This is a genomic window from Sorangium sp. So ce124, from assembly GCF_051525235.1.
Classification (GTDB): domain Bacteria; phylum Myxococcota_A; class Polyangia; order Polyangiales; family Polyangiaceae; genus Sorangium; species Sorangium atrum.
In genome coordinates this window covers 294144-316885 of the sequence record NZ_CP150312.1, presented here as the reverse complement: position 1 = coordinate 316885, position 22742 = coordinate 294144, and the positions used below count along the sequence as shown (strand labels likewise).

16 protein-coding genes are annotated in these 22742 nt (G+C 70.6%); all 16 read left to right on the top strand.

From position 1 onward, the window contains the following. Positions 1–42: 42 nt before the first annotated feature. The 16 genes from WMF19_RS01220 (at position 43) to WMF19_RS01145 (ending at position 22650) form a co-directional block, all read left to right on the top strand. Positions 43–2226 carry a DUF362 domain-containing protein gene (locus WMF19_RS01220; protein WP_437897385.1) on the top strand — a complete coding sequence of 728 codons (2184 nt, stop codon included), beginning with the start codon at positions 43–45 and terminating at the stop codon, positions 2224–2226. A 223-nt stretch (positions 2227–2449) separates the two neighbouring features. Then, positions 2450–4141, top strand: coding sequence for an AMP-binding protein (locus tag WMF19_RS01215; RefSeq protein ID WP_437897384.1), 1692 nt, complete (start codon positions 2450–2452; stop codon positions 4139–4141). A 96-nt stretch (positions 4142–4237) separates the two neighbouring features. Then, on the top strand, positions 4238–5944 hold the full coding sequence (locus WMF19_RS01210) for a DUF4135 domain-containing protein (protein WP_437897383.1): 1707 nt from the start codon (positions 4238–4240) through the stop codon (positions 5942–5944). Positions 5945–6010: 66 nt separating this feature from the next. Continuing rightward, positions 6011–6400 carry a DUF4280 domain-containing protein gene (locus WMF19_RS01205; protein ID WP_272097284.1) on the top strand — a complete coding sequence of 130 codons (390 nt, stop codon included), beginning with the start codon at positions 6011–6013 and terminating at the stop codon, positions 6398–6400. A 3-nt stretch (positions 6401–6403) separates the two neighbouring features. After that, on the top strand, positions 6404–7390 hold the full coding sequence (locus WMF19_RS01200; protein WP_437897382.1) for a type VI secretion system protein IglI family protein: 987 nt from the start codon (positions 6404–6406) through the stop codon (positions 7388–7390). Positions 7391–7396: 6 nt separating this feature from the next. Beyond that, the gene (locus tag WMF19_RS01195) at positions 7397–8287 is read left to right on the top strand and encodes a hypothetical protein (protein ID WP_437897381.1); all 891 of its coding nucleotides are present in this window, start codon (positions 7397–7399) and stop codon (positions 8285–8287) included. 139 nt (positions 8288–8426) lie between these two features. Then, on the top strand, positions 8427–11717 hold the full coding sequence (gene tssC / locus WMF19_RS01190) for a type VI secretion system contractile sheath large subunit (protein WP_437897380.1): 3291 nt from the start codon (positions 8427–8429) through the stop codon (positions 11715–11717). 33 nt (positions 11718–11750) lie between these two features. Continuing rightward, complete coding sequence (locus WMF19_RS01185) at positions 11751–12320, top strand: hypothetical protein (protein WP_272097280.1); 570 nt, start codon at positions 11751–11753, stop codon at positions 12318–12320. An 11-nt stretch (positions 12321–12331) separates the two neighbouring features. Further along, positions 12332–13735 (top strand): type VI secretion system baseplate subunit TssK, encoded by a 1404-nt coding sequence (tssK, locus tag WMF19_RS01180; RefSeq protein WP_437897379.1) that lies wholly within the window; start codon positions 12332–12334, stop codon positions 13733–13735. Positions 13736–13744: 9 nt separating this feature from the next. Next, a complete protein-coding gene (locus WMF19_RS01175) occupies positions 13745–14140 on the top strand; it encodes a GPW/gp25 family protein (RefSeq protein ID WP_437327063.1) in 396 nt (131 codons plus the stop codon). Next, entirely contained in the window at positions 14137–15780 is a 1644-nt protein-coding gene (locus WMF19_RS01170) for a hypothetical protein (RefSeq protein WP_437897378.1), read from the top strand. Before WMF19_RS01175 ends, WMF19_RS01170 begins: the two co-directional genes overlap by 4 nt. Before the next feature lie 2 nt (positions 15781–15782). Further along, complete coding sequence (locus WMF19_RS01165) at positions 15783–16361, top strand: hypothetical protein (RefSeq protein ID WP_437590296.1); 579 nt, start codon at positions 15783–15785, stop codon at positions 16359–16361. 12 nt (positions 16362–16373) lie between these two features. Continuing rightward, on the top strand, positions 16374–17987 hold the full coding sequence (locus tag WMF19_RS01160) for a type VI secretion system baseplate subunit TssF (protein WP_437897377.1): 1614 nt from the start codon (positions 16374–16376) through the stop codon (positions 17985–17987). Next, entirely contained in the window at positions 17984–18637 is a 654-nt protein-coding gene (locus tag WMF19_RS01155; RefSeq protein ID WP_437897376.1) for a hypothetical protein, read from the top strand. The genes WMF19_RS01160 and WMF19_RS01155 overlap by 4 nt, the downstream gene beginning before the upstream one ends. Positions 18638–18720: 83 nt before the next feature. Further along, a complete protein-coding gene (locus WMF19_RS01150; RefSeq protein WP_272097272.1) occupies positions 18721–18981 on the top strand; it encodes a hypothetical protein in 261 nt (86 codons plus the stop codon). A gap of 6 nt (positions 18982–18987) precedes the next feature. Continuing rightward, positions 18988–22650 carry a hypothetical protein gene (locus tag WMF19_RS01145; RefSeq protein WP_437897375.1) on the top strand — a complete coding sequence of 1221 codons (3663 nt, stop codon included), beginning with the start codon at positions 18988–18990 and terminating at the stop codon, positions 22648–22650. Positions 22651–22742: the final 92 nt, after the last annotated feature.

Below are 22742 nucleotides of genomic sequence, written 5' to 3'. Positions count from 1 at the left end.
CCTTCTCGCCGCCGTCGTTTCGCCCCATCGTGCTCGGCGAGCATGGAGACGACACGGGCGACCCACGACCGCCGGGCGCGGCGTTCTTCCCTCGCGATCGCGGCGCTCGCGGCGCTGCTCGCCGCCCTCGCGGGCTGCGGCGACCGGCGGCGGGAACCAGGCGGGCCGCCCGGCGACGGCGGACCCACCGCCGCGGCGCCGCCAGCCGACGCGGCGACGTCCTCACCCGCGCCGGCGCCGACCGCTTCCTCGTTCGCCGCCGCCTCCGCGCACCCGGCCGTCCCGACCGCCGTCCCGAGCGCGTCGAGCGACGTGGTCGCGGGCGCGTCGCAGCGCTACGAGGCCGGGCCCTCGGTGATCGCGTCGGACAGCATCGACGGCGCCGCTCTCAGGAAGCGGCACGTCGAGCGCATCAAGGCCGACGACTCGGCCGTGACCGTGCTCCGCGGCCAGGGTCCCCTGGAGCTCGGCAAGCGCATCTGCGAGGCGGTGGTGCCGAAGCGCCCCGCGGCGACTCCCGTGCTCCTCAAGCCGAACATCTGCGGGTTCGACAGCGTGAAGGACCCGGCGAAGTCCAAGGGCGACGACGGCGTGACCGGCCGGATCACCCAGCCGGAGTTCGTGCGAGGCGTCGTCCAGTGCCTCAAGGCGCGCGGGCACACGAAGATCACGATCGCCGAGGGATGCGGCCACTCGCACAAGTTCTGGAAGGACCTCGCGCAGCGCACCGGCTACGAGGCGATGGCCGCGGAGGAGGGCGCCGCGCTCGTCGCGATGGACGACGACGGGGTCTACGACGTCGCCGGGGACAGGCCCGGAAAGCCCCTCGCCATCCGCGGCGTCCAGGCGACCCACGTCCCGACGCTGCTCATGCCGAAGGTGCTGGCAGAGCACCTCGACCACGGGCTCTTCCTGTCGCTCCCCCGGCTCAAGATGCACCGGTACGCGGTCATCTCCGTCGGCATCAAGGGCATGCAGGGCACGGTCATGCTGTCGGACAGCGCGCCTGCCTACAAGCAGAAGTGGCGGATGCACAGGGAGCTCAAGGAGTACCTGGACACGAAGGCCGCCGGCCAGGAAGACAGGGCTCTTTACCTGTCGTCGCTTCGCGTCTTCGCCGAGCGGATGGTCGACGTGCTCGAGGTATCGGCGCCGGACGCGGTGCTCGGCGACGGCGCGCCGGCGATGGGCGGAGACGGCTTCCAGGTCCTGCAGCCCACGGCGGAGATGGTGGCGATCGGCGGCACGAACCCGGTGCGGGTCGACCGAGTGGCAGCGGAGCTCCTCGGCGTGTGGAACAGCCCCGCGCTCGCGCGCGAGCTCGGCGGCCACAGGACCTCGCCGCTCATCGACGCCGCGGCGAAGCGCTTCGGGCTGGATCTCACGGCGACCGCGATCACGGGAGACGGGGCAGACCTCCTGAAGAGCCCGAGGCCCGTCCACTACAAGGCGATGGCGCCCTTCCGGCTCGACTGGGAGCCCGGGCAGGCGCCCTTGCCCGGCGGGCCCGCGAAGGGGCTCGTTCCCGCGCCGCCGGCCTCGCAGAAGGCGCCCGGCGGTGAGCAGGGCGGCGGGCCGGACGGAGGCCCCGCAAAGCCGGAGGCGCACGCGTCGCCGCTGCCGCCGGGGGAGCAGATCGTGCTCGACGGGAAGGCCGACGACGCGGCATGGAGCCGCGCGAAGGCCGTGCAGTGGGACACCGACTATGCCGGCAAGCGCACCGGGTTCACCACGCGGGCGCGCTTCCTCTGGTCGAAACAGGGGCTCCACGCGCTCTTCGAGCTCTCGAACACGGGGCTCAACACGGATCGCTCGAAGCCCGTCGACGAGGAGCGAAAGGGACTTTACAAAGAGGACTGCATCGAGCTCTTCCTGACGCCGGCCGCGGGCTCGCCAAGGCGGTATTTCGAGGTGGAGATAGGGCCGTTCGGCCATTTCTTCGATATCGCGATCGACCGCGACGCGCGCCAGGAAGACACGGCGTGGTCGAGCGGCGCGACGATCGCGACGAGCCAGGACGCGCAGGCGCGCACCGCCGTCATCGAGGCGCTGCTGGCGGCGCCGGGGATCGTGGGCGCGCTCGCCCCGAACGCGCGTCTGCCCATGAACCTGTACCGGATGGAGGGCAAGGATCCGCGGCAGTACCTCGCGTGGAGCCCGCCCCGCACGAGCAAGCCGAACTTCCATGTCCCCGAGGCGTTTGGAACGCTCGCGATCGATCCCTGAGCCGGACAGGCGCTAGAGCGACAAACGGGTTGAAGCTGCACGCAGACGGCGAGAAGTTGAGCCGCCAAGACGCCAAAATTTCATTGTTTTCTTGGCGTCTTTTGGCGTCTTGGCGGTTCATTTCTCTGGTTTCCAAGCTGATCGGTGTTCTGGAGCAGTCGCTGTTCACGGGAGAAGCTCCGCGGATTTGACCCGACAGCGCCTCCTCGGTTACGAGCGCAGGATGCCGATCGATCTCGCCGCCCTGCTCCGCTCGGTCGAGCTGCGCCGCGAGGACGAGACCACGGATCCCGGGCCGCTCTCGGCCACGTGGGAGGACCCCGCGGCGTTCCGGCGCGCCCTCTTCGCCTTCGCCGCGGAGCGGACTGGCACGCTCAAGAGCCGCGCTGGAACAGCCTATGACGTCTACGCCGACGCCGTGCTGCGACACGCCGCCTCGGACAGGATCGCCTTCGTCGAGGTGCCGAGTCGAGGGGCGCCGGGGCGGCTCCGCTTCTCCGAGCTCCACGCGCGGGCCTCCGCGCTCGCGGCGGCGTGGACGCCCCTCGGCGTCAAGCCAGGCGCCGCGATCGCGATCGTCCTCCCGCCCGGCGTGGCCGGCGTCGTGGCGCTCGCCGCCGCGCTGTACGCCGGTGCGTGCGTCTCCTGGATAACGCCGAAGGGCGATCTCGCGCTCGCAGCCGCCATGGATGCGCTCGCGCCGGCCCACGTCGTGCTCGATCCGAAGGCGCCCGCGAAGGTGGGCGAGAAGCTCGCGAAGAAGGCGCTCCCGATCGCGGCCCCTCCGCGCGCCCCCGCCGTGGGCCCGCACGCCTACGCCCCGAAGGAGCCGTGCCTCGGCGCGCTCTCCCCCCTCCGCGCGCCCTTCGGGACAGCCACCCTCGTCCCCGCGGAGACCGTGGTTTCGCGCGCCCTCTCGGACGCGATGCTTGTCCATCGCCTCGCGCCCGGAGAGCGGCTGTCGGCGCCGGGGTTCCACCACGAACAGGCCTTCTTGCCCATGGTGCTGTCGGCGTGGCTCGCGGGCGCTGCGTACGTCTCCGTCCCCCTCGCCACCTTCCAGTCGACCCCCGCCGCCCTCGACGCGGAGGGCGTCAACGTGCTCGGCCTCTCCGCGTCCGCCACCGCGGCGCTGCGCGCCTCGCCCCGCGCGTGGCCTGGCTCGCTCAAGGCGCTGTTCCGCGACGTGGGGGAGCCGCTCGACTGGATGGAGACGCGCGCCGCGCTCGCCGGAAACAACCTCGGCAAGCTGCCCCTCTCCAACCTGCTGATCGACACGGCCGCGGGGGGCACCGTGCTGTTCTCGGCGCGGCGCCCCCAGGGGATCAACGCCAAGGCGCTGCCTTCTCCCGGGGTGCCGTGGGACCTCTTCGATCCCGCCACGAAGAAGCCCACGACCGGCGACGCCGGCCTGTTCGTGCGGCGCGGCGACAAACCGGACAAGGACGGCTATTTCCTGCTCGCCCGCGTCGCGTCGGAGTACCTGTGGGGCAGCACGCTCACCCCTCGAAGGTCAGCGCGGGTGTTTCCAGGAGAGGCCCTGTCGCTCGCGGTGAGCGAGCTGCCTTTCTGCGAGGGCGCGGCCGTTGTGCCCTTGCCGGGCGCGGCCGCGCGCGGCGACACGCGGTTCGTGCTGTGCGTGTTCATCGGCGCACGGCAGAGCGAGCCGAGCTTCACCGACGCGATCGACAAGCTCGTCCGCGAGCGCCTCGGGCCAGACTACACCCCGGACGCGGTGGAGCTCTTCCCTCTGTATGGACGCGGAAAAGGCAAGAAGGTCGACCCGGAGTGGTGCGCTTCGAACTACCGCGCCGGCCGCCTCCACGCGCGCGCCGCGAACCCGGGCGTCGCCGCGCTCGTGGAGCTGCGGCGGCGGCTGACCTCACCGCCGCCTCGTGGTGAGACCGGCGGATGAGCCTCGGGCCGCGGCCTGCTCGGGCGGGAATCACCTCCGACGTGCGGCGAATTTTGTGTTCGCCGGCATGACGGGTACGTTCGCGCTCGGTGGCCCGTGTACGATAACGAGATCACGCAGGCGCTGAACCAAGGGCTCCAGCTCATCGGCACACAGGGAGCGTCCCTCGCGCCCTTGAACAACGCCGATAGCGCCCGCCCTTACATCGAGAGCGCGCTGCGGTCCATCGTCTCGGATCTCGATTGGCACCTCGGCGCGGACGGCATGCGAGCGATGATGGCGCCCCTCATCGCCTCGGGCCTCCTCGACCACGCGGTGCGCGACCTCTTCGGCCCGTGCCGGACCGCCGCGATGCTGTACGCGCGCGGCGAGTGGAGCGTCGTCAGCTCCCTCCGGACGGTCCGCACGCGCGGTCTCCTCACGACCACGACCAGCATCGGCCGGAGCCTCTTCACCAACCTGGTGTACAGCCTCCCGGCCACCGTCGCCGACCGGGTCGACGCGCTCATCAAGCTCGTCAGGCGGTCCTATATCGAGTTCGGGGTCGAGATCGTCACTCGCCTGCACCGCGACAGAGCCCTCCTCGCGAACCTGTTCGGCGTGGGAGGGGGCGTGGCCGCGATCGAGATCCAGGGGAGCGACCCGCACGTCTGCGCGCGCCGCGTGGTGATCGTGAGGTACGGCAACGGCGTGCGCGTCGTCTACAAGCCCACCGACCTCACGTTCCAGCTCATGCTGATGGGGTCGCCGCAGTCCTTCGCGGCGTGCGCGCAAGGCCACCCCCGCGTGGCCAACTTCAGGAGCCTGTTCGACACGTTGAACATGGGCTTGCCGCTGCTCCACATCGGCGCGCCGAAGCACAACGCCGGCTATGGATACATGGAGTTCAAGCCCCGCGCGCAGGCGATGACCGAGCAGCAGGCGAGCAGGTACTTCCACGGGATGGGCAAGCTCATCGCCGTCGCCAACGCCTTCGGGATCACCGATCTCCACCAGGAGAACGTGATGGCCACCGTGAACGGGCCCTTCCTGATCGACGCGGAGATGGGCTTCTCGCTCGCTCCGAACGCCGCGCCGGCGAATACCCTCATCTCGCACACCAAGCTGGAAGCGGCGCTCGGGGCGAGGCCGCCGGGGACCACCCAGGCGGGCGGCATGTTCGCCCCGGATCACGACCCCAACACCGGATGGGAGGCCCAGTCGGTATCGCTCCCCGGCGGAGGAGGCCACGCGAACTCCGGGGCGGCCACCGCGAACGGCGGGGGCGTCCGGAACGCGAGGACGTACGCCCTCTTCATCGCCCTCGGCATCGTGGACGGCGTGGACGGCGTGGCCGCCGCGTTCAACCACGCGAGCAACTGGCTCATGCAACAGTTCGATCGGGTCAACCCGCTGGCGCGCGTGATCCTCACCACCTCGACCATGGTCCGCCAGCACGTGAACGGCGTCACGGAGTACTTGCGAGGCACGCTGATCGACGAGCCCACCGCGATCAACGGCAATTTCATGAACTGGACGGAGTGGTACGGGGGCGCCTTCAACGCGGTGCCCGCCGCGTTCTTTCCGCCTCGCGACAAGGCGGTCATGTACGATCCTCGGCCCAAGATCGGCGTCACGACCGCGGCCGCCGCGGTCGCCGGGGTCCACGTCTCCAGCACCCAGGAAGTCCGTATCCGGCTCGCCACGACGCACATGGGCGGCGCCATCGCCCGCACGAAGGCGGATCTCCAGACAGCGCTCGAAGCGGAGCTGCAGATCCCCCGGCGCCTCCAGCATCCAGAGAGAGTGCGCCAGTTCCTCTGATCCCGAAAACTTCACTCCTCCCCTCGCCTCGGGCATGCTCGCGCTCCTGCGAGAGGAGCGCCTTCCATGTCCGGTCCCCAGGTCGTCGCCGGCGCGACCATGATGTGCAGCTTCGGGCTCGCCCCCTCGACGCTCGCCGTGCTCCCCGTGAAGGGCGTGCTCGCGAGCGCGCCCTCCGCGAACATCGCCGACATGGCGGCGATAGCGACCATCCCCCCGTTCGGCGCCTGCACCTCGCTCGCCAATCCCACCGTCGCCTCGGCCACCTCGGCCGCGCTGGGCGTGCTCACGCCCATGCCGTGCGTGCCGGTCCCGGCCGGGACGTGGCTGCCGGGCAACACCAAGGTGATGATCAAAGGGCCGCCGGCCACGGACGTCTCCTGCAAGCTCATGTGCTCCTGGGGCGGGGTCATCCAGGTGCTCAATCCAGGGCAATTCAAGGTGATGGACGTCTGACGCATGCTCGACCCCGCGCTCCTCGAAAAGGCGCTCTCGGGCGGCGGGAAGGACGCCGAGGACGGCCGTCTGCCCGCGCTCGAGAGCGCCATGGCGAACGACCCGATCACCGGCGCGGATGTGGCCAGGAGCGCCCTCGAAAAAGGGGTGACCGACGTGCGCGTGATCACCGCGTATGCGCTCGGCCTGTTCGCGGAGCAGGGGCCCCAGGTGCTCGCGCCGATCTTCACCTCCCTCCGGAAGGCCGTCGCCGAGCGGTGGAGCGCGCTGCGCCCCGCGGAGCGCAAGGAGCGGACGGTCGATGGGGCGTATTCGACGCTCTTCAGGACGATCGTCCAGCACATCGACGTCCATGAGAAGATGAAGGACGCGACCTTCAAGCAGTGGAGCCGCGCCGACCACGACGCCGTCGGCGGGCCCGCGCTCCTCGCCTCGGCCGCGCTGCGAGAGGCCATCACCGAGGCGCTCCCGGCGCCGCGCTCGACGGACTCGCTCTCCGAGCTGGAGGCGCGCGTGAGGACACACTTCGATAAGGTCGCCGCGCCCGCCAGGCCGGCCCCGCGGCCCGAGCCCCCGCCCGAGCCGATGGCCGACGTCGCGCCGGAGGCTCCCGAGGACGACCCGGCTCCCGCCTCGGAGACAGTGCCCGCTCGCTCCTCCTTCCCGCGAGCGCCGGACACCTCTGCTCCTTCGGGCACGCTGCGCATCTCTCCGGCGTTCGCGCACCTCCTCCGGAAGCTCGAGGCCTTCAGCATGCTGGTCGAGAGCGGGCAATATCCGAAGGCGGCCGTCATCGCGGACGACCTCCGCCGCACCCTCAAGAGCTTCGATCCCAAGGTGTTTTTCCCCGACGTCTTCGTGCCCTATTTCCAGGCGCTCTCCTCGCACATCGACGAGATCGCGCCCTGCTGGGAAGAGATGGGCAGTCCGCGGTGGGAGGCGCTGGAGCAGCTCTACCAGGTGGACCTGGACGCCTTCATGGACGGGTGACCGGCGGTGGCCGCGCCCGGATTGCCCGCCTCCTCCGACCCGCCGGACGCGCCGCCCGCGGGAGAGCTGGAGTCGGCCCTCGCGAAGCACGCGCGGCGATTCGAGCCCTGGGCGCTCTACCGGCTCGTCCAGCGCCTCTTTCCGGGCCGCCCCATCCACCTCCGGGGCCGCTCGTCCGCCGCCCCGCAGCCCTCGGCCGTGGACTCCATCGGATTCGGCCCCGCCGGAGTGACCATCACGCTGAACCTGGGCCTCCGGTCGGCCACGTCGGCGCTCCCGTCGTATTTCCGGGAGCTGGAGGCCGATCCGCTGCTCGGGCCGCCCCTCTTCACGCTGATCGAGCACATCGACGCGGCGCTCCTCCGCGACAGGCTCGAAGCCCTGGACCCCGGCTCGAGCGGCTGGCTCGCTCCGGCGGGGCGGTACCTCGGCGAGAGGCTGCGGCAGATCTCGCGGCTCGCGACCCCCTCGGGGCTGCATTGGCTCTTTTCGCGGGCATTCCCCGAATTTCAGGTCTCCGTCCGGAGAGGGATGTTCACCGAGAGGCTCGCCGCGATGGCGGCCGAGCTCGGGCGGGCGGCGCTCGGCTCGGCCATGCTCGGCGGCACCGTGCGCTCCCCGACGTGGGGGTTCGACGTCGTGCTCCTCAAGACGTCGAACGACACGTGGACCGAAAATGACTGGCCCGTCGAGGTGATGCGCCGGCTGGAAAACACGGTATGGCGCGGGCTCGACCCCACCGAGGCGCTCCTCCGCATCTGGCTCGTCGATCCGGACGGGCGCGCGGCGCTCCGGCTCGGCGACGGCAGGGTGGGAGTGGAGCCCCTCGTCGTGGCCTCGCGGCCCGAAGTGCGCCTGATCTTCGAGGGTCGCGCGCCGCGCTCGCGCGGCGATTGAAGCGAGGCGAACCGGGGCTGCACCGCGCTTCTTTGGCCCTGGCCGCTGGACCGTGAAATGCTGGCCATATCGCGCTGGAAGGCGGTCAGGCTCGTGATGCCTGCTCCGCGGTGTGAGAGCCCGCGCCCAGGAGAAGATCGTGAGCAATCAATTTCCCTATCCTTTCCCAGAACGGTTCCGTTCCCGGCTGATGCTCCGCTACAGGACGCGCATCAGCGGGACGGAGGCGCAGAAGAAGCTGCCCTTCCGGCTGCTCGTGCTCGGCAACTTCACCGGGGACCACGCTCACGCCGAAGGTGAGTACGCAAACCGGGTCTCCCACCTCCCTTCCCTCTACGACAGGCCCATTCGCTCGTACGTCTTCGGCGTGCTGGGCGCCAGGGTGGACAAGTTCATGGGGGAGCTGCTCCCCTATGTGAAGCTCGAGCCGTGGCTCGCCACCGACCTGCCCGGGACCATCACGAACCTCCAGCTCACCGGCGCTCTCCCCGCCAGCAAGGCGTCCGAGGGAACGCCGGAGAGCGTGCAAGTGAAGCTCTCCGGCTCGGCGAGCTTCGCGAGCACCGAGGACCAGAACGGCCTCTGCAAGGTGGCCGGCAAGCTCTCCTTCGGCGCGCAGGTCGAGCTCGTCGCCGACAGCCTGCCCACGATGATCGACGCGGGCCTCGGCGGCGGCGGCAAGGTGCGCGGCCTGTTCACGATCCCGGCGCGGGACGAGCCCGTCGGCGTCGTCGCGGGCGTGGTCGAGACGGTCGGCAAGGGCGAGAGGGCCTTTAGAACGAGACTTTACGTCCAGAAATCCGAGCAGGACGAGAACAAGGTCGTGGCCACGCCGATCACGATGGATCAGTGGGCAGGCCTGGTCCCGGACGAGCAGAAGGGCTTCGCCGTGGACGCGGCGGCGGCCGTCGATCGAGCGACTCAGCAGGTCACGGACGCGGGCGCGCAGAAGACCGCCACCGACGCCCTGAGCATCGATGCCCTGCCGGACGCGGTGAAGACCGCGCTCGGCGCGACGACGCTGCAAGACGCGAAGGACGCCGCCGACGCCTCGGTGAAGGCTGCGGCCGCGGCCAAGGGCGCCGCGGACACAGCGAAGACCGCCACAGATGCCTCGGCGACCAAGGTCACCGCGCTCGACGGCAAGAGCGGCGCGGATCTGGACAAGGCCGCTGCCGACGCGGAGGCCGCGCTGCAGAAGGCCCGCGATCTGATCGATTTCGCGAAGTCGGCGGGCGGGGCCGCCAAGGACGCCGCCAGCGCCGCGAAGGCGGCCCACGACGCGCTCGCCGCCCTGATCGCCAAGGGGCAGAGCGCCACCGCCGCGGACGCCACCGACGCCAGGACCCAGGTCAGGAAGGACGTCGCCACAAGGGCCCAGGCCAGCGCCGAGGGCGTGAAGACGTCGTCGGACGCGCTGAACGCCGCCCCCCTCTCGCCGATCCCGCCGGTCGTGCCGAACGGCAAGATCCCTTTGAACGCCGAGCGCGTCCTGCCGTTCGACTCCATCGCGGCGTTCAATCCGGACACCATCGCGTCGAACATCCCGGAGCTGAACCGCCTCGGGATCATCAGCGAGCTGCTCGGATCGCTCAAGAGCGAGCTGCGCAACGTGCCCGCGCTCCGCGACACGATGCGCGCCGCCCTGGAGAACGACACGTCAGGCCTCCTCGCCCTGCAGGCCGCTCTGCAGCCCGGCTACCAGCAGCTCGCCATCGTGAAGCCCGCGGCGCCCCCCGCCGCGACGGCCGGCGGCTCGCCGGGCGCCCCGCCGGAGCTCCAGAGGGCGGTGCTCAGCGCGGTCGGCTCGTCCGTGGGAGAGACGGTCGACAAGAACGGGGCGCTGGCGCTCGTCAAGCTGCAGGGCCCGGCCCCCCAGAACGGCGCGCCCGTGCGCTATTCGAAGGTCGAGTTCCGCGATCACGACGTCACCGTGAGCGACGGCGCCAGGCTCATGAACGAGCTCGCCGCGCTCCTCCTCAACGTCGATATCGTGACGACCAAGCCGACCGGGCCTCTGGCGCCCGGCTCGAAGCTCAAGCTGTATTCCGGCAAGGGCGCCAACCTGAGCGAGCTCCTCGACGTCTGCTCGAAGCTCAGCGCCCAGGTGGATCGACAGCTCAGCGAATACCTGGACGATATCTACCACGCTCCCGGGTTCCAGGAGCTGGAGCGGAACTGGAAGGGGCTCGAAGATCTCTGCCAGTACGTCCAGCAGGAGAACATCGTGATCGATTTCCTGGACGTCACGCGCGAGGAGCTGCGCAACGACTTCCTGGATCACGACTCCGACATCTTCTCCAGCGCGCTCTTCCGCAAGGTCTACATCGAGGAGTACGACCGGTACGGCGGGGAGCCGTTCGCGACCATGCTCGGGCTCTACGAGTTCGAGGACGTGCGGGGCGACGGCGCCGACATCAGGTGGCTGCGCACCATGTCGAAGATCGCGGCGTCCGCGCACTGCCCGTTCCTCGCCTCGGCGAACAGCAAGTTCATCGGCAAGGACTCGATGCAGGACGTGGCCGATCTGGCCGATCTCGACGCCGTCCTGTCCAACCCGAAGTACGGCAAATGGGACGCCTTCCGCGACGAGGACTACGCCGCCTACATCGGCCTGATCCTGCCGCGGTACCTCGTCCGGACGCCGTGGGGCTCGACGGGAGAGCCCGAGCTCGGCAACGAGATCGCCTACGAAGAGACGGTGCACCCCGAGCGGCCGGGCGACGAGAACAACTTCCTCTGGGGCAACCCCGTGGTGCTGTTCGGCAAGAACCTCATCCGCTCGTACGCGACGAGCGAGTGGGCGCAGCACATCCGCGGCCCGAAGGGCGGCGGCAGGGTGGACGGCCTCACCGTCTTCTCGTACACGCGCAAGGACGACGAGATCGTCTACGGCACGAAGGCCATCGGGGTCGACGGCAAGGAGGAGTTCCTCCCGCCCGTCGAGATCGTGATCCCCGATTACCGAGAGTACCAGTTCGCGAGGAACGGGCTCATCGCGCTCGTGCACAAGAAGGGCGAGGCGGTCGCCACGTTCTTCAGCGCCCAGTCCGTGAAGAAGGGCAGGAACTTCCTCGAGGACGTCGCGACGAAGAACTCCTTCCTCGTCACGAACCTCGCGTACACCTACTCGATCACGATCATCGCGCACTACGTCAAGGCGATGGTGCGCGACTACATCGGGTCGACCGCCGACGGCGACTACATCCAGAAGTCGCTGGCCGAGTGGCTCTCCGGCTACGTCACCACCGTGACCAACCCGGACGATCTCACGCTCCGCTACTACCCCTTCAAGGCCACCTCGGTGACCGTCGAGCCGAAGCCCGGGCCGTTCGGCTGGTACAAGTCGGTCATCTCGGTCCTCCCGCACGTGCAGTTCGAGGGCATGGACGTCGAGCTGCGCCTCGAAGCCAGCCTGGGCGGCAAGTGATCCTGAAGCGATCCGAGGAAAGGACGAGCTGCCATGCCTGAATACAGAAGAAGCCTCGATATCTACCAGGGATACAACTACAAGAAGGACAAGCAGACCCCTGTCGGCTACCTGACCAAGATCAAGGTCGCCGGCACGGATCTCACGGTCGATCAGACCTGCAAGGACCCGACGAACCCCACCACGGATCTCAAGTGCGTGGCGGTGCTGAGCGGCGCCCTGTGGGAGACGGGCGTCACCGACGCGGTGTACCTCTCCGGCCAGGTCTCGGCGCCGAACCGGCAGACCCTCGCGAGCCTGATCATCAACAGCCTGACGAGCGTCGAGGTCGTGTACCAGTTCGCTGTGTACGACTACGACCCGGTCGCAAAGAAGTACTACCTCGCGTTCCACGCGAACCAGACCGACATGAACGGCCTGCTCGAGAAGCGCGGGGAGGACCTCAACGTCTCGGTCGCCGACGACGCCTCCACCGAGGTGCAGTCTCCGATCAACTACTCGTTCCAGATCGGGATCAAGCCGCAGCCCAGCGCGCAGACCCTCCACATCGCGACCGCCGACCAGAAGAACGTCGTCAAGTCCTGGGGCCTGGCCCTCGGCTGACGGGAGACGAGATGGAGAGCCTCGCCCGCGTCGACTGGCACCTCGGACAGATCCTCCGCCCGGAAGACTTCGAGTCTCTGGAGGAGTCCCTGTCCGAGGAATCTCGCGCGCGGGCCGAGGCTCCCGGGCTCCCGGCGTACGGCTGGCTCGAGCTGGAATGGGATCCCGGCGACCTCTCGCGCGGGATCCTGCGCCTCGAGAGGGCGACGGCCGCCATGCCCGGCGGGCCGATCGTCCGCTCCTCCGACAACCTCTCTCTCCCGGAGCCCGTGAAGCTCAAGGCCGCGGGCACGCCCGAGGTCGACGTGTACTTCCACGTGCTCCCCGCGGAGCCCGCCGAGGGCCAGCGGGCGGGCGCCGTGGGGACCCCCCGCATCACCCTCCGATCCGAGCTGTCGTTCAAGGAGGCGTCCGCGCGCGGCCGCTCGCTGCACGTGGGGCGCTTCGAGACCCGCGACGGAAAGGCGTTTTACGTCGCTCCGGCCGTCGTCCCACCCCTCCTCCGGCTCCGATCGACTCCCCATCTCCACGCGCGCCTCGTCGGGCTGCGAGACCGGCTCACCCGGTATTCCGACGAGCTGCGCAAGCACGTGGCCCAGGCCCGAAGGTCGGCCGGCCCCACGCAGGCCTTCCTGCGCGGGCGCGCCGAGGTGATGAAGGCCGTCGCCCTCCTCGACGACGCGCTCCTCGACGCTCCCCAGGGCGCCGAGAGCCGCTCGCACGCGCGCCTGCACCCGCATACAGTGCTCGCGGCGCTGCGGTCGCTCCTCGTGGAGCTCCACCTCGTGGAGGGCACGCTGCCCGACAGCCTCCTTCCGAGGTACGATCACGACAACCTCGGCGGCCTGTTCGGCGACTTGATCGACGCGATCGAGGCCCGGATCGACGGGCTGCCCCTCACGACGCCGACCATCCAGCTCGTCGAGTCGGAGGGCCGCTTCGTGGCGCAGGACATCCCCGAGGACGTGCTCGACGCGCCGGAGATCTACCTCGTGATCGAGCGCCCGACGCCGTACGGCGAGATGCCCCTGGAGCGGTACAACGTGCGCCTCGGCGAGCCGAGCCGGCTGCCATGGATCAACCAGCACTCCACGCGCGGTATCCGCCCCGCCCGGACGAGCGCCTCCCCCGCCGACTTCGGCGCTCGGTTCGACGTCTATGCGCTCCCGAAGCCCGACGGCAAGCAGCGGCAGCGCATGGAGGGGCACCGCGTCGACACGCAGCGCATGGAGCCGCACCGCGCGGACACGCAGCGCATGGAGCCGCACCGCGAGGGCGCCCAGCGCGTCGCCACGCCCGAAGAAGAGTGGAAGTACGTGCGCGCCAGCCGCGCCATCGGCTTCCTGCGCCCGAAGGAGCTGGAGGGCATCCGCGCCGCGCTCTACTGGACCTATCCGGCGAGCACGGCGCGCTGAGGGCGGACGATGGGCCTCCTGGGACGTCTGGCCGGTGAGCGCATGGAGCCCGCCCTGAAGTCGGTCGCGCGGAACCTCGCGACCGTGCTCAACGCGAAGAAGGGATATGCCGAGGCGGCGGAGGTCTTCGGCCTCGGCGACTACGAGGAGCACCTCGCGACGAACCCGCTCATCGAGGCCCTGGGCCGCGAGATGCTGAGGCTCATCGAGGACTACGAGCCGCGCGCCGAGAGGCCGGTGCTCACCTTCCTCGGCGCGGACAGCACCCTGTACGCGGCCTTCCAGCTCCAGTGCGAGGTCGAGGGGAGCCCCGCGGCCTTCTGGATCCGGATGCACACGATCCTGCGCTACGTGACCGTCGAGCCCATGGCCCCGGGGCCGGACGGAGGAAGGGCGCCCGCGTGAACGACCGCCTCGCCGCCACCCTGACGCTCACCTGCGGCGGCACGGCCCATACGATCCAGGGCGGCAACGTGCGCGCCTTCTCGCTCCGGCTCACGCCGTGGGGCGCCGAAGGAACGGTGGAGTTCGTCCTCCAGGACGACCAGACACGAGGCGGCCAGTACACGGACGGCGTGCTCGCCGACTTCCAGAAGCCCGATCTCGCCGAGGTGAGCCTCTCCGTCGCCGCGGTGCGCTCGGACGCGCAGAAGGACCCTACCATCCCGGCGATCGCGACGCGCGGCCTCGTCGTCGAGCGGAGCGTGACCGAGAAGATCCACGACAAGGGCTTCACGGAGCGGCCGGTGCTCTACCGCAGGTATCGGGTCCGCTTCGCGGACGCGGCGCGCGCCCTCTGGAGGCAGCACCACCCGACGCTTCTCACCGTGGACCAGTCGTTCCAGGACGTCCTCGACGCCAACAAGGGCGACAAGATCACGCTCTCCTACGACTGGGACACGCTGTCCGCCGCGGTGCCGATGGTGTTCTTCCACCTCCCCAGGGCCGCGGGCGCGAGCTTCTACGATCTCGTGACCTGGTACGTGAGCCACAAGGCGGGCGTCCTGACGTTCGATCACACGGCCGGGACCTACAAGCTCTCCAAGACCAAGGACGCCTCGGGGACGGCGGCGGTCCTGCCGCGCGAGGACGTCGTCGACTTGACCTGGGAGATCGCCGAGCCCGCGCGGTACGCCCCGCGGGTCCTGAACGTCTCGGCGGCGTCCCCGAAGCTCTCGGCGATCACGAACCAGGACGCCGCGACTGGCATCTACGAGGACGTGGTGATCTGCTCCGATGTCGCGCAGGAGGGCGACGATCGGGTGACCGCCGAGACAGCCCGCGCGCGCGCGCCCGCGACCCGGCTCACCCTCTCGTTCGCGCGGTTCCCCGCCGTGCCTGTCTCCCCGGGCAGCCTTGTCACCGTGTCGGCGAGCGGCGGGTTCCCGAGCTCCATCCGCACGCCCCCGGGCGACCTGCGCGTGCTCGAGCTCTCGATGTCGGCGCGCGCGCTCGACCAGGGCCCCGAGGCGGACTACGGCGACACCGCGACGGGGTTCGAGATCGAGCTCGGCCTCCTCCTCGAGGACCAGGACGACCCCTTCGTGTCCCTCCCGCCGTTCGCACCCCCGAAGTTCCCGGGTTACCTCGAAGGAAAGTGCGTGAGCGCGGTCGGCGAGGACACCGACGTCACCTACGAGATCACCGCGAACGAGACGACGTCCGTGGACGAGTACAAGGTCGAGATCCCGTCCTTCGAGAGCAAGCAGATCAAGGCGCCGTACATGTCGGCGCAGGCGACGGGCACCTTCTACCTGCCCGTCTACAAGCACGAGCGCGTGCGGCTCGCGTGCTTCTTCGATCGCGCGGAGATCGTCCGCGTCCTCGATCACCGGCCCGGCGCGCGGGTGCCGCAGGACGGCCAGGGGCAACACCTGCTCTTCGGGAAATCCGACAAGAGCAACACCTCGATGCTCCACGACTACCAGAGCGACAAACCCGTCCTCCGCGTGCTCCGCACGAACGAGAACGACACGGTGCTCCTGCGCCTCGAAGAGGGCAAGATGACCCTCAAGGTCGAGGAGACGGAAGGGGGGGGATCGTAGTCGTGGGCAAGCTGGTCTGCACCGTGGAGCTCGACAAGGTGGCGGGGATCACCGTCACGATCGAGAACAAGGACGATCAGATCACGCAGACCGTCGCCATGAACGGGACCTCGATCACGCTCACCGTGAAGGGATCCGACGCGACGAGCACGATCACGCAGACCTCGGCGAAGGTCAGCGTCTCGTGCAAGGAGTTCGAGGTGACGGCCTCCGAGACGATCACCATGAAGTCGACCAAGGCGTCCACCTACCAGAGCGACGACACGATGACCGTGAAGAGCGCGAAGGACATGACCCTCTCGTCGGACAAGGACATCTCGGCGACCGGCACCAACGTGAGCGTCACCGGCAACACGAAGATCGCCCTCTCCGGAGGCGGTCAGAGCACGGTGGATCTGACGTCCTCCGCGGCCAAGGTCGCGTCGATGGAGGTCGACGCCGCCGGGCAGACCAAGGTGAGCGTGTCCGGGGCGATGGTCCAGATCAAGGCCGACGCGACGCTCAACGCGGAGTCGACGGGCACGGCCACGTTCAAGGGCAGCCTCACCAACGTGCAAGGCCAGCTCGTGAACGTGGGCTGAGGGAGCGGCGACATGGACGAAGGACCCCAGTTTCGCGCCCTGTTCCACGAGGAGCTCGCGGCGCTCGATCACACCATCGAGAGCGGCGTCCGCAGGGGCGAGCTCGCGGCCGGGACGGACGATCCCGACGTGCGGAGGCTCATCGAGGCCATGGCGTTCTTCTCGGCGCGCACGCGCGCGTCCGCGAGCGCCGCGATGCGGGCGTCGATCATCCGCCTGGCCGGCGGCCTGCTCGACGATCTGTTCGCCCCGACGCCCGCCGCCGCGCTCCTCCAGGCGGACGGGTGGGGCCTCCTGGACGCGCCGATCGAGCTGCCCGAGGGCACGCAGATGCGGGTCGAGACCTATGACGGGCGGGCGTCGATCTTCTCGACGCGAGGCCCCCTGCCCGTGCGGCCGATAAGGATCCAGAAGGCCGAGATCGCGAGGAGCGCGCGCGGCGCAGAGCTGCGCGTCCACCTCGCGGCCAGGGTGCCGCAAAAGGGCCAGATCGAGCTCCCGTTCTTCGTCCGGCGGCACGGCGACTACAACGCCGGCGCCGAGCTGCACGAGGAGCTGCGCCGCCACTTCCTGGGCGCGGTCGCGACAAAGGACGACGGGCTCGACCTCGCCTGCGACGTGTCGTTCGAGGCGCCCGCGCCCGCGAGGCCGTGGGACAGCGGCGAGGGCGGCTCGCCGATCGACCGGATCCGCTCCTTCTTCCACGCCCCCGAGCAGGCCTTGCTCTTCCGCGTCTCCGTGCCGGCCGAAGGGCCCGCCCCCGAGCGGATGGCGCTGACGATCTCGCTCGGCGCGAGCTTCCCGGAGCACCTCTCGGTCACGGCCGACACGTTCGCGCTCTTCGTGGTGCCGATGCAGAACGCATGGAGCGATCTGGCCGAGCCGATCTCCGTGGACGGCACGAGCGACGCCCGGCAGGTCCGGCTGCTCCACTCGGCGCTCGAGGGGGTCGAGCCGGTGACGGTGCGCGGTATCTACAGGCCCGTCCAGAAGGTGCTGACGCCTGTCCCGCCGCGCTCGCTCTCGGGCGAGGAAGGGGACTCGTACGAGGTGCTCTTCCCCGAGGACGGCAGCGTGATGGTGCGCGTCTCCTCGCCCGACGCGGTGACCGCGCCGTGGATCGCGCAGGTCGACGCCGTCTGGTCGCAGCCCTCGCTCTGGCAGAACGCGCGCGGCCCGCTGACCGTGCGGCCGCAGCGCAAGAAGGCCCTCGACGGCCTTTCGCTCCGCGTGCTCGGCAACGTGCGGCCGCCCCTGCCGAGCCCCCTCGCCCTCTCGCCCGAGAAGGGGCTCGACGTGCTCGCGCTCAAGCAGAAACCCACGCTCGAAGCGCGCGACCTCCGGGCGCTCCTCACGCTCTTCGGCGCCTCCGGCGCGAGCCCGTTCGCCCGGTTTCCCGGCCGGATCGCCGGCCTCACCGCGTCGTTCGCGCCGGATCCGATCGGCGCGCGGGGCCCGCGAAAGAGGGTGTATCGCGTGGAGATGCAGCGGCCCGCGGCAGGGGAGGAGGCGCTCGCGCCCTGGTTCCACCGGCAGGTCTCGGCGCTGCTCGACGCGTGGAGCCCCGAGCCCGCGGACGTCGAGACGACCTCCCCGCGCGCCGGAGATCAGGAGATCTCGCCGTGACGCAGGTGGGCAGTCCATCCAGCCCGGCCGCGGCGCCCCGGGAGGACGGGGTGCTCCACCTCTTGCGCGAGGTGACGGCCGCGCACGCGAAGCTCGAGAAGATCATCGAGGACGCGTTCGACGCCGGCCCGGGCCTGCCCGATCTCGTCGTGCTCTCGACCGACATCTCCGACGAGCTGGACCACCTGCGAGGGCGGGTGTCCCGGAAGACGCGCGCGTCGCCCGAGAACGTGCTGCTGCCGCTCGTGTGCCTGTACGACGAGCGCGTGCTGCTCCGCGTCGCCCCGCTCGGCGGGAGCGAGGAGTGGCTGCGCGTGCAGCGGCGCGACTACGCGCCTCGCGAGGACGGAGGAGACCTGTTCTTCGAGGAGCTCGCGCCCCTCGTCGCGCGCGCCGAGCAGCTCGCGAATCAGCCCCCTTCGGACGAGCGCGATCGGGTCCTGTTGCTCCTGACCCTGTATCGATTCTGCCTCTCGGAGGGCTTCACCGGCGGCTACGCCGGCGCCCCCGATCTGCTCCGCGAGCGCACGGAGGAGGTGCAGAGCGCGCTGCGGCTCCTCGTGCCGCCGGCGCCCCGCGCCGCGCCCCTGGCGATTCCCCAGCCCCCTGAATCCTGGCTCGCGAGGTTGCGAAAGGCGCTCTCGCTCTGAGGGCGGATCGCCGCGGGTGAGGGCAGAGACAGCGCAGACGCCTTTTTTTTGTGGCCGCGCGCCGCCCGTGGTCAGATCCCCCCATGGAGCGCCTTGGCCCGGGGTCCGACGATGCCGCACCGGCGCCGCGCCCGTCCGCGCCGCCGGCGAAGGGCGGAGTCTCGCCCGAGCAGGCGCTCCTCGCCAGCGTCGAGGCCCGCCTCTCCGCCTCGCTCTCGAAGACGGCCGTCGCCGCCGTGCTCGCGCCGCTCCACGAAGCCGTGGCCCCGGGGGCGAAGGTCGACCCAGCGAAGCTCGTGGCCACCTTCGAGACCATCGAGGACCTGCTGGAAGCAGTGGGCTGAGCTGGGATGGATGTCGCGGGCGGCTCCGGCGTGGACGGGTGGTTCATCCTTGGGATCCTCGCGCTCGTCGTCGGCATCCTCTGCTTCGTCCTGCTCGCCGTGGGATGGGTCCGGAAGCGCCGCGCCGCCCAGGGAAAGAAGGCGGAGGACCTGGACCTCGCGGGCGCGTGGCGCAAGGCCGTCGCCGCGATGCCCCAGCGCGAGCGCGACGGCCCCGTGCTCGTCGTGCTCGGAGAGCGGCTGTCGGGGAAGACGACCCTCATCCGCGGAGCCCTGAAGCAGGGCGATCGGTACACGCCGGACGGCCGCGATCTGGACGTGTATTCAGGCAATGGACAGCGCGTCCAGGAGATCGCCTCGGACCTCCTGTTCGACCCGCGGCCCGAGGCCGAGGACGCGCTCCGCAAGCTCTGGAAGGGCGTGGCGCTCGATGCGCTCCGCGTGATCGTGGTGGTCAACGCGAGCTCGCTCTCGTGGAACGAGGCCGGGCTGCGCGATCTCGGCCGCGTGGCGCGGCGCAAGCTCGATATCCTCACCGATCTGCGCGGCTCGCCGGTGAACGTGCGCGTCGCGGTCACGCACTGCGACGCTCGCTCCGCCGGGTTCTCACCGCTCTGCGACATCCTCGAGGAGACCAACGCCCGCGGCCCGATCGCGCCGAGGGAGTCCGACGAGCTCCCCCCCGAGTGGCGCCGCGTGACGCCGCTCGGCGCCCGGACCACGAGGTTCCCCGAGCTCGTGGGCTTCGTCTCGTCGGAGGGCCCGGAGACGGTGCGGGCCCTCGCGCCGTTCTTCGAGTCGCTCCTCGCCTCGACGAAGGACGCGCCGATCGTCAACGGCGTGTTCCTCTCGGCCGCGACCGAGCTGGAGCCCTTCCGATCCACCGGCGACGCGCTGGCCGAGGATCCCGAGCTCGCGAGCAGCGACCGTCGAGCCCGGGAGCGCCGCTTCATCACGCGCGTGGGGCTCGCGCTGGCCGCAGCGCTTGCGCTCGGGGCGATCGTGTTCACGGCGCAGCGCGGCTCGGTCGAGCGCACCGCGAGCGCCGTCACGATCATGGCGGACGCGGTGAGCCACGGTGACAGGGTGTCGAGGACCGTCGAGGAGAGGGCCGCGGCCGAGGTGCTCCGGATGGACCGCTCGGCCTGGCTGTTCGAGTCGCGGCGCGCCGAGATCGAGGAGCAGTATCGGACCGCCGTCGAGGCGGGCATGCTGAATCCCAAGCTCCAGAGCACCGACCGCGCCTCGCGGATCCGCGCGCTCTCCGTGCTCGACGCGGGCAAGGAGGGCGACCCGCTGCGCGCGATCATCCAGAAAGACGAGGCCGCGTGGGCCGCCGCGCTCGGCATGTCGCCCCGGACCCTGAAGAGCTATCTGACCGTGAGCGACGGCGCGGGTCCGACCGAGAGGGAGCTCTCGAATCTGCCCGAGATCACCGCGTTGCCGCAGGGCTCTTCGCGCGCGGACTGGGCCTCTTTCTTCCGCCGCCTGTCGGACGTGCTGCACGGACAGCGCCTGCGGACCGAGCCCTTGAAGGAGCTCCAGGACAGCGCGGGGGATCTCGATCAGGCGGTCCGCGACGCCGCGGAGCAGACGGAGCTCGACGAGGCGGCGCGGATCCTCCAGGCGCGTCATCCGCACCAGAAGAACCTGTTCGGAAAGGGCACCACGAGCGACGCGGGCCCGTGGATGCAGGAGAACGCGGGCACGCTCCAGCACCTGCTCGCGGCCGTCCGGGGAGCCTCGCTCGACGGGCCGTCGGGCGCCGGCAAAGGCCTGCGGCAGGCCGTCCTGGACCTCCAGGTGATCGCCGTGCCGCCCGAGATCGTGGAGCCGAAAGCGAGCGAGGCAACGGCCGAGACGCAGGCTGACAATCTGCTCGATCGATTGAAGCAGCTCGTCGGGAGGGCCGCCCCTCCGGCGGCCGGCGTCGGCTCCGCCGCCGCTTCGGCGGCCGGGGTCGGCTCCGCCGCCCCCAGGTCGAGCGCCGCGCCGGCGGCCCCCGCCGCGCCCGCTTCGGCCTCGGCGAGCGCGTCCTCGACCGCGGCGGCCAGCGCCGAGCCGGAGGCGAAGAAGCCGCCTGTCTACACCGTGGTCCTCGACGCCCAGTCGTGGAGCTTCGACATGGGCCAGTGGGCCCAGGCCATCGTCGCCGGCCGCGCGCTCGTCTACCTCGACGCCCTGTTCGCGGACTCGTCCAGGCGATCGGTGCTGTTCCCCAAGGACGCGGCGTATCCCCCCGTGCTCCCGCAGCCCGGGCGCGGCGCGTCCACGTACATCGATGGCCTGGTCTCGCACGAGGCGTTCACGGCGGAGGTCGAGCCCGGCCTCGCGGGCTTCGAGGCCGCGCTCGCGAGCACGGGCCTCGACGTCTCGGAGCGCGAGATCTACCTGCGGCCCACGCGCTCGGCGGCGTCGAGCTACGGCGCGGGGCTGCGCGACGCGACGGACGCGTATTACAAGAGCTTCCAGCTCTCGCGAGGCGGCGCCTCCGCGCTCGCGGCGGACGTGGCCGACATGGTATCTCCGTCCTCGTTCTTCACCACCTTCCAGAAGCGCGTGGCAGATCAGGCGAGCGTCCCGGGATCGCCTGGGACGCTGCTCCGGCTCGTGGGGGACCCGGTCGCGGACTTCGGCCCGATCGCGCGGCTCCTGACGGGAGAGAACGGCAAGTATCCCGCGCTGGAGCCCTATTACAAGCTCCTCATCACGCTCGTCCCCTCGCTCTCGGACAGGGCCCCTCCGGCGCCGAAGAGGGACGCGCCGCTCGACGATCGCCTGGCCCCCATCGGCGCGCTCGCGCTCTCGGCCCTGCGCACCCCGGCGAAATCCCCCGACGCCGAGGTCGAGGCGTGGCTGAACGACGCGTCCATGACCGAGTCGCTCCGCCGGCCGTTTCGCCTCGCGGTGCAGCGGGCGCTCGCGCTCGGGAAGGCCGATCTCGACCGCGCGACGGCCGACGCGTACACGGCGGAGCTCCGCCCGTCCGTGACCCCGATCCTTGGGCGCTTCCCGTTCGACACGCGCTCGACGGTGGACGCGCAGGCGGCCGACGTGGAGGCGACGTTCGGGCCCAAGGGCACCTTCTTCGCATCGTTCGCGTCGCTGATCGGTCCGGTGTGCCGCGAGGGCCCGGCGGGCAGCTACACGCCCCTGGAGGTCCCCTCGGCCGGCGCGGTCGAGGTCCCGGCGGGGGCGCTCCGGCTCGCGTCGTGGGCGCAGGGCCTCCAGAAGATGCTCTTCGGGCCCGACGGCAAGCCGCAGCCCATCGCGTTCCGCGTCAAGGCCCCTCCCCTCTCGCCGGTCGAGCCCGAGCGCACGATCACCCTGGCTCTCCTGCAGTCGGGGACAGCCACCTTCTATGCGTTCAATCAGGCCCCTTCGTGGCAGCCTTTCCCGGTCGCGTGGTCGCCCGCAGGCGGCCAGGCCAACACATCGAGCGTGGGGATCCAGACCACGCCGACGGGCGGCGGCGAGCCCCGGATCCAGACCATCGACGTCGCGGCCTCGGACTTCTCCTTCTTCCACCTGATCCAGCGCGCCGAGGTCACGGGCTCGAAGGTCACCTGGAAGGCCTCGCCCGAGTCCCCCGGGGACCCGCGGAGGTACGCTGCGTTCCTGTTCGAGCCCAATCCCGCGGGGCTGCTCCGGGCGCCGTCCCTCGATTGAGCGCGGATCGCCGGGGAACCGCGGAGGACGGCGAGGAGGGGCAGGGCGTCGCGGGCGCTCGCCGGCAAAGTGGATTCCTTCGCGCGGTCACG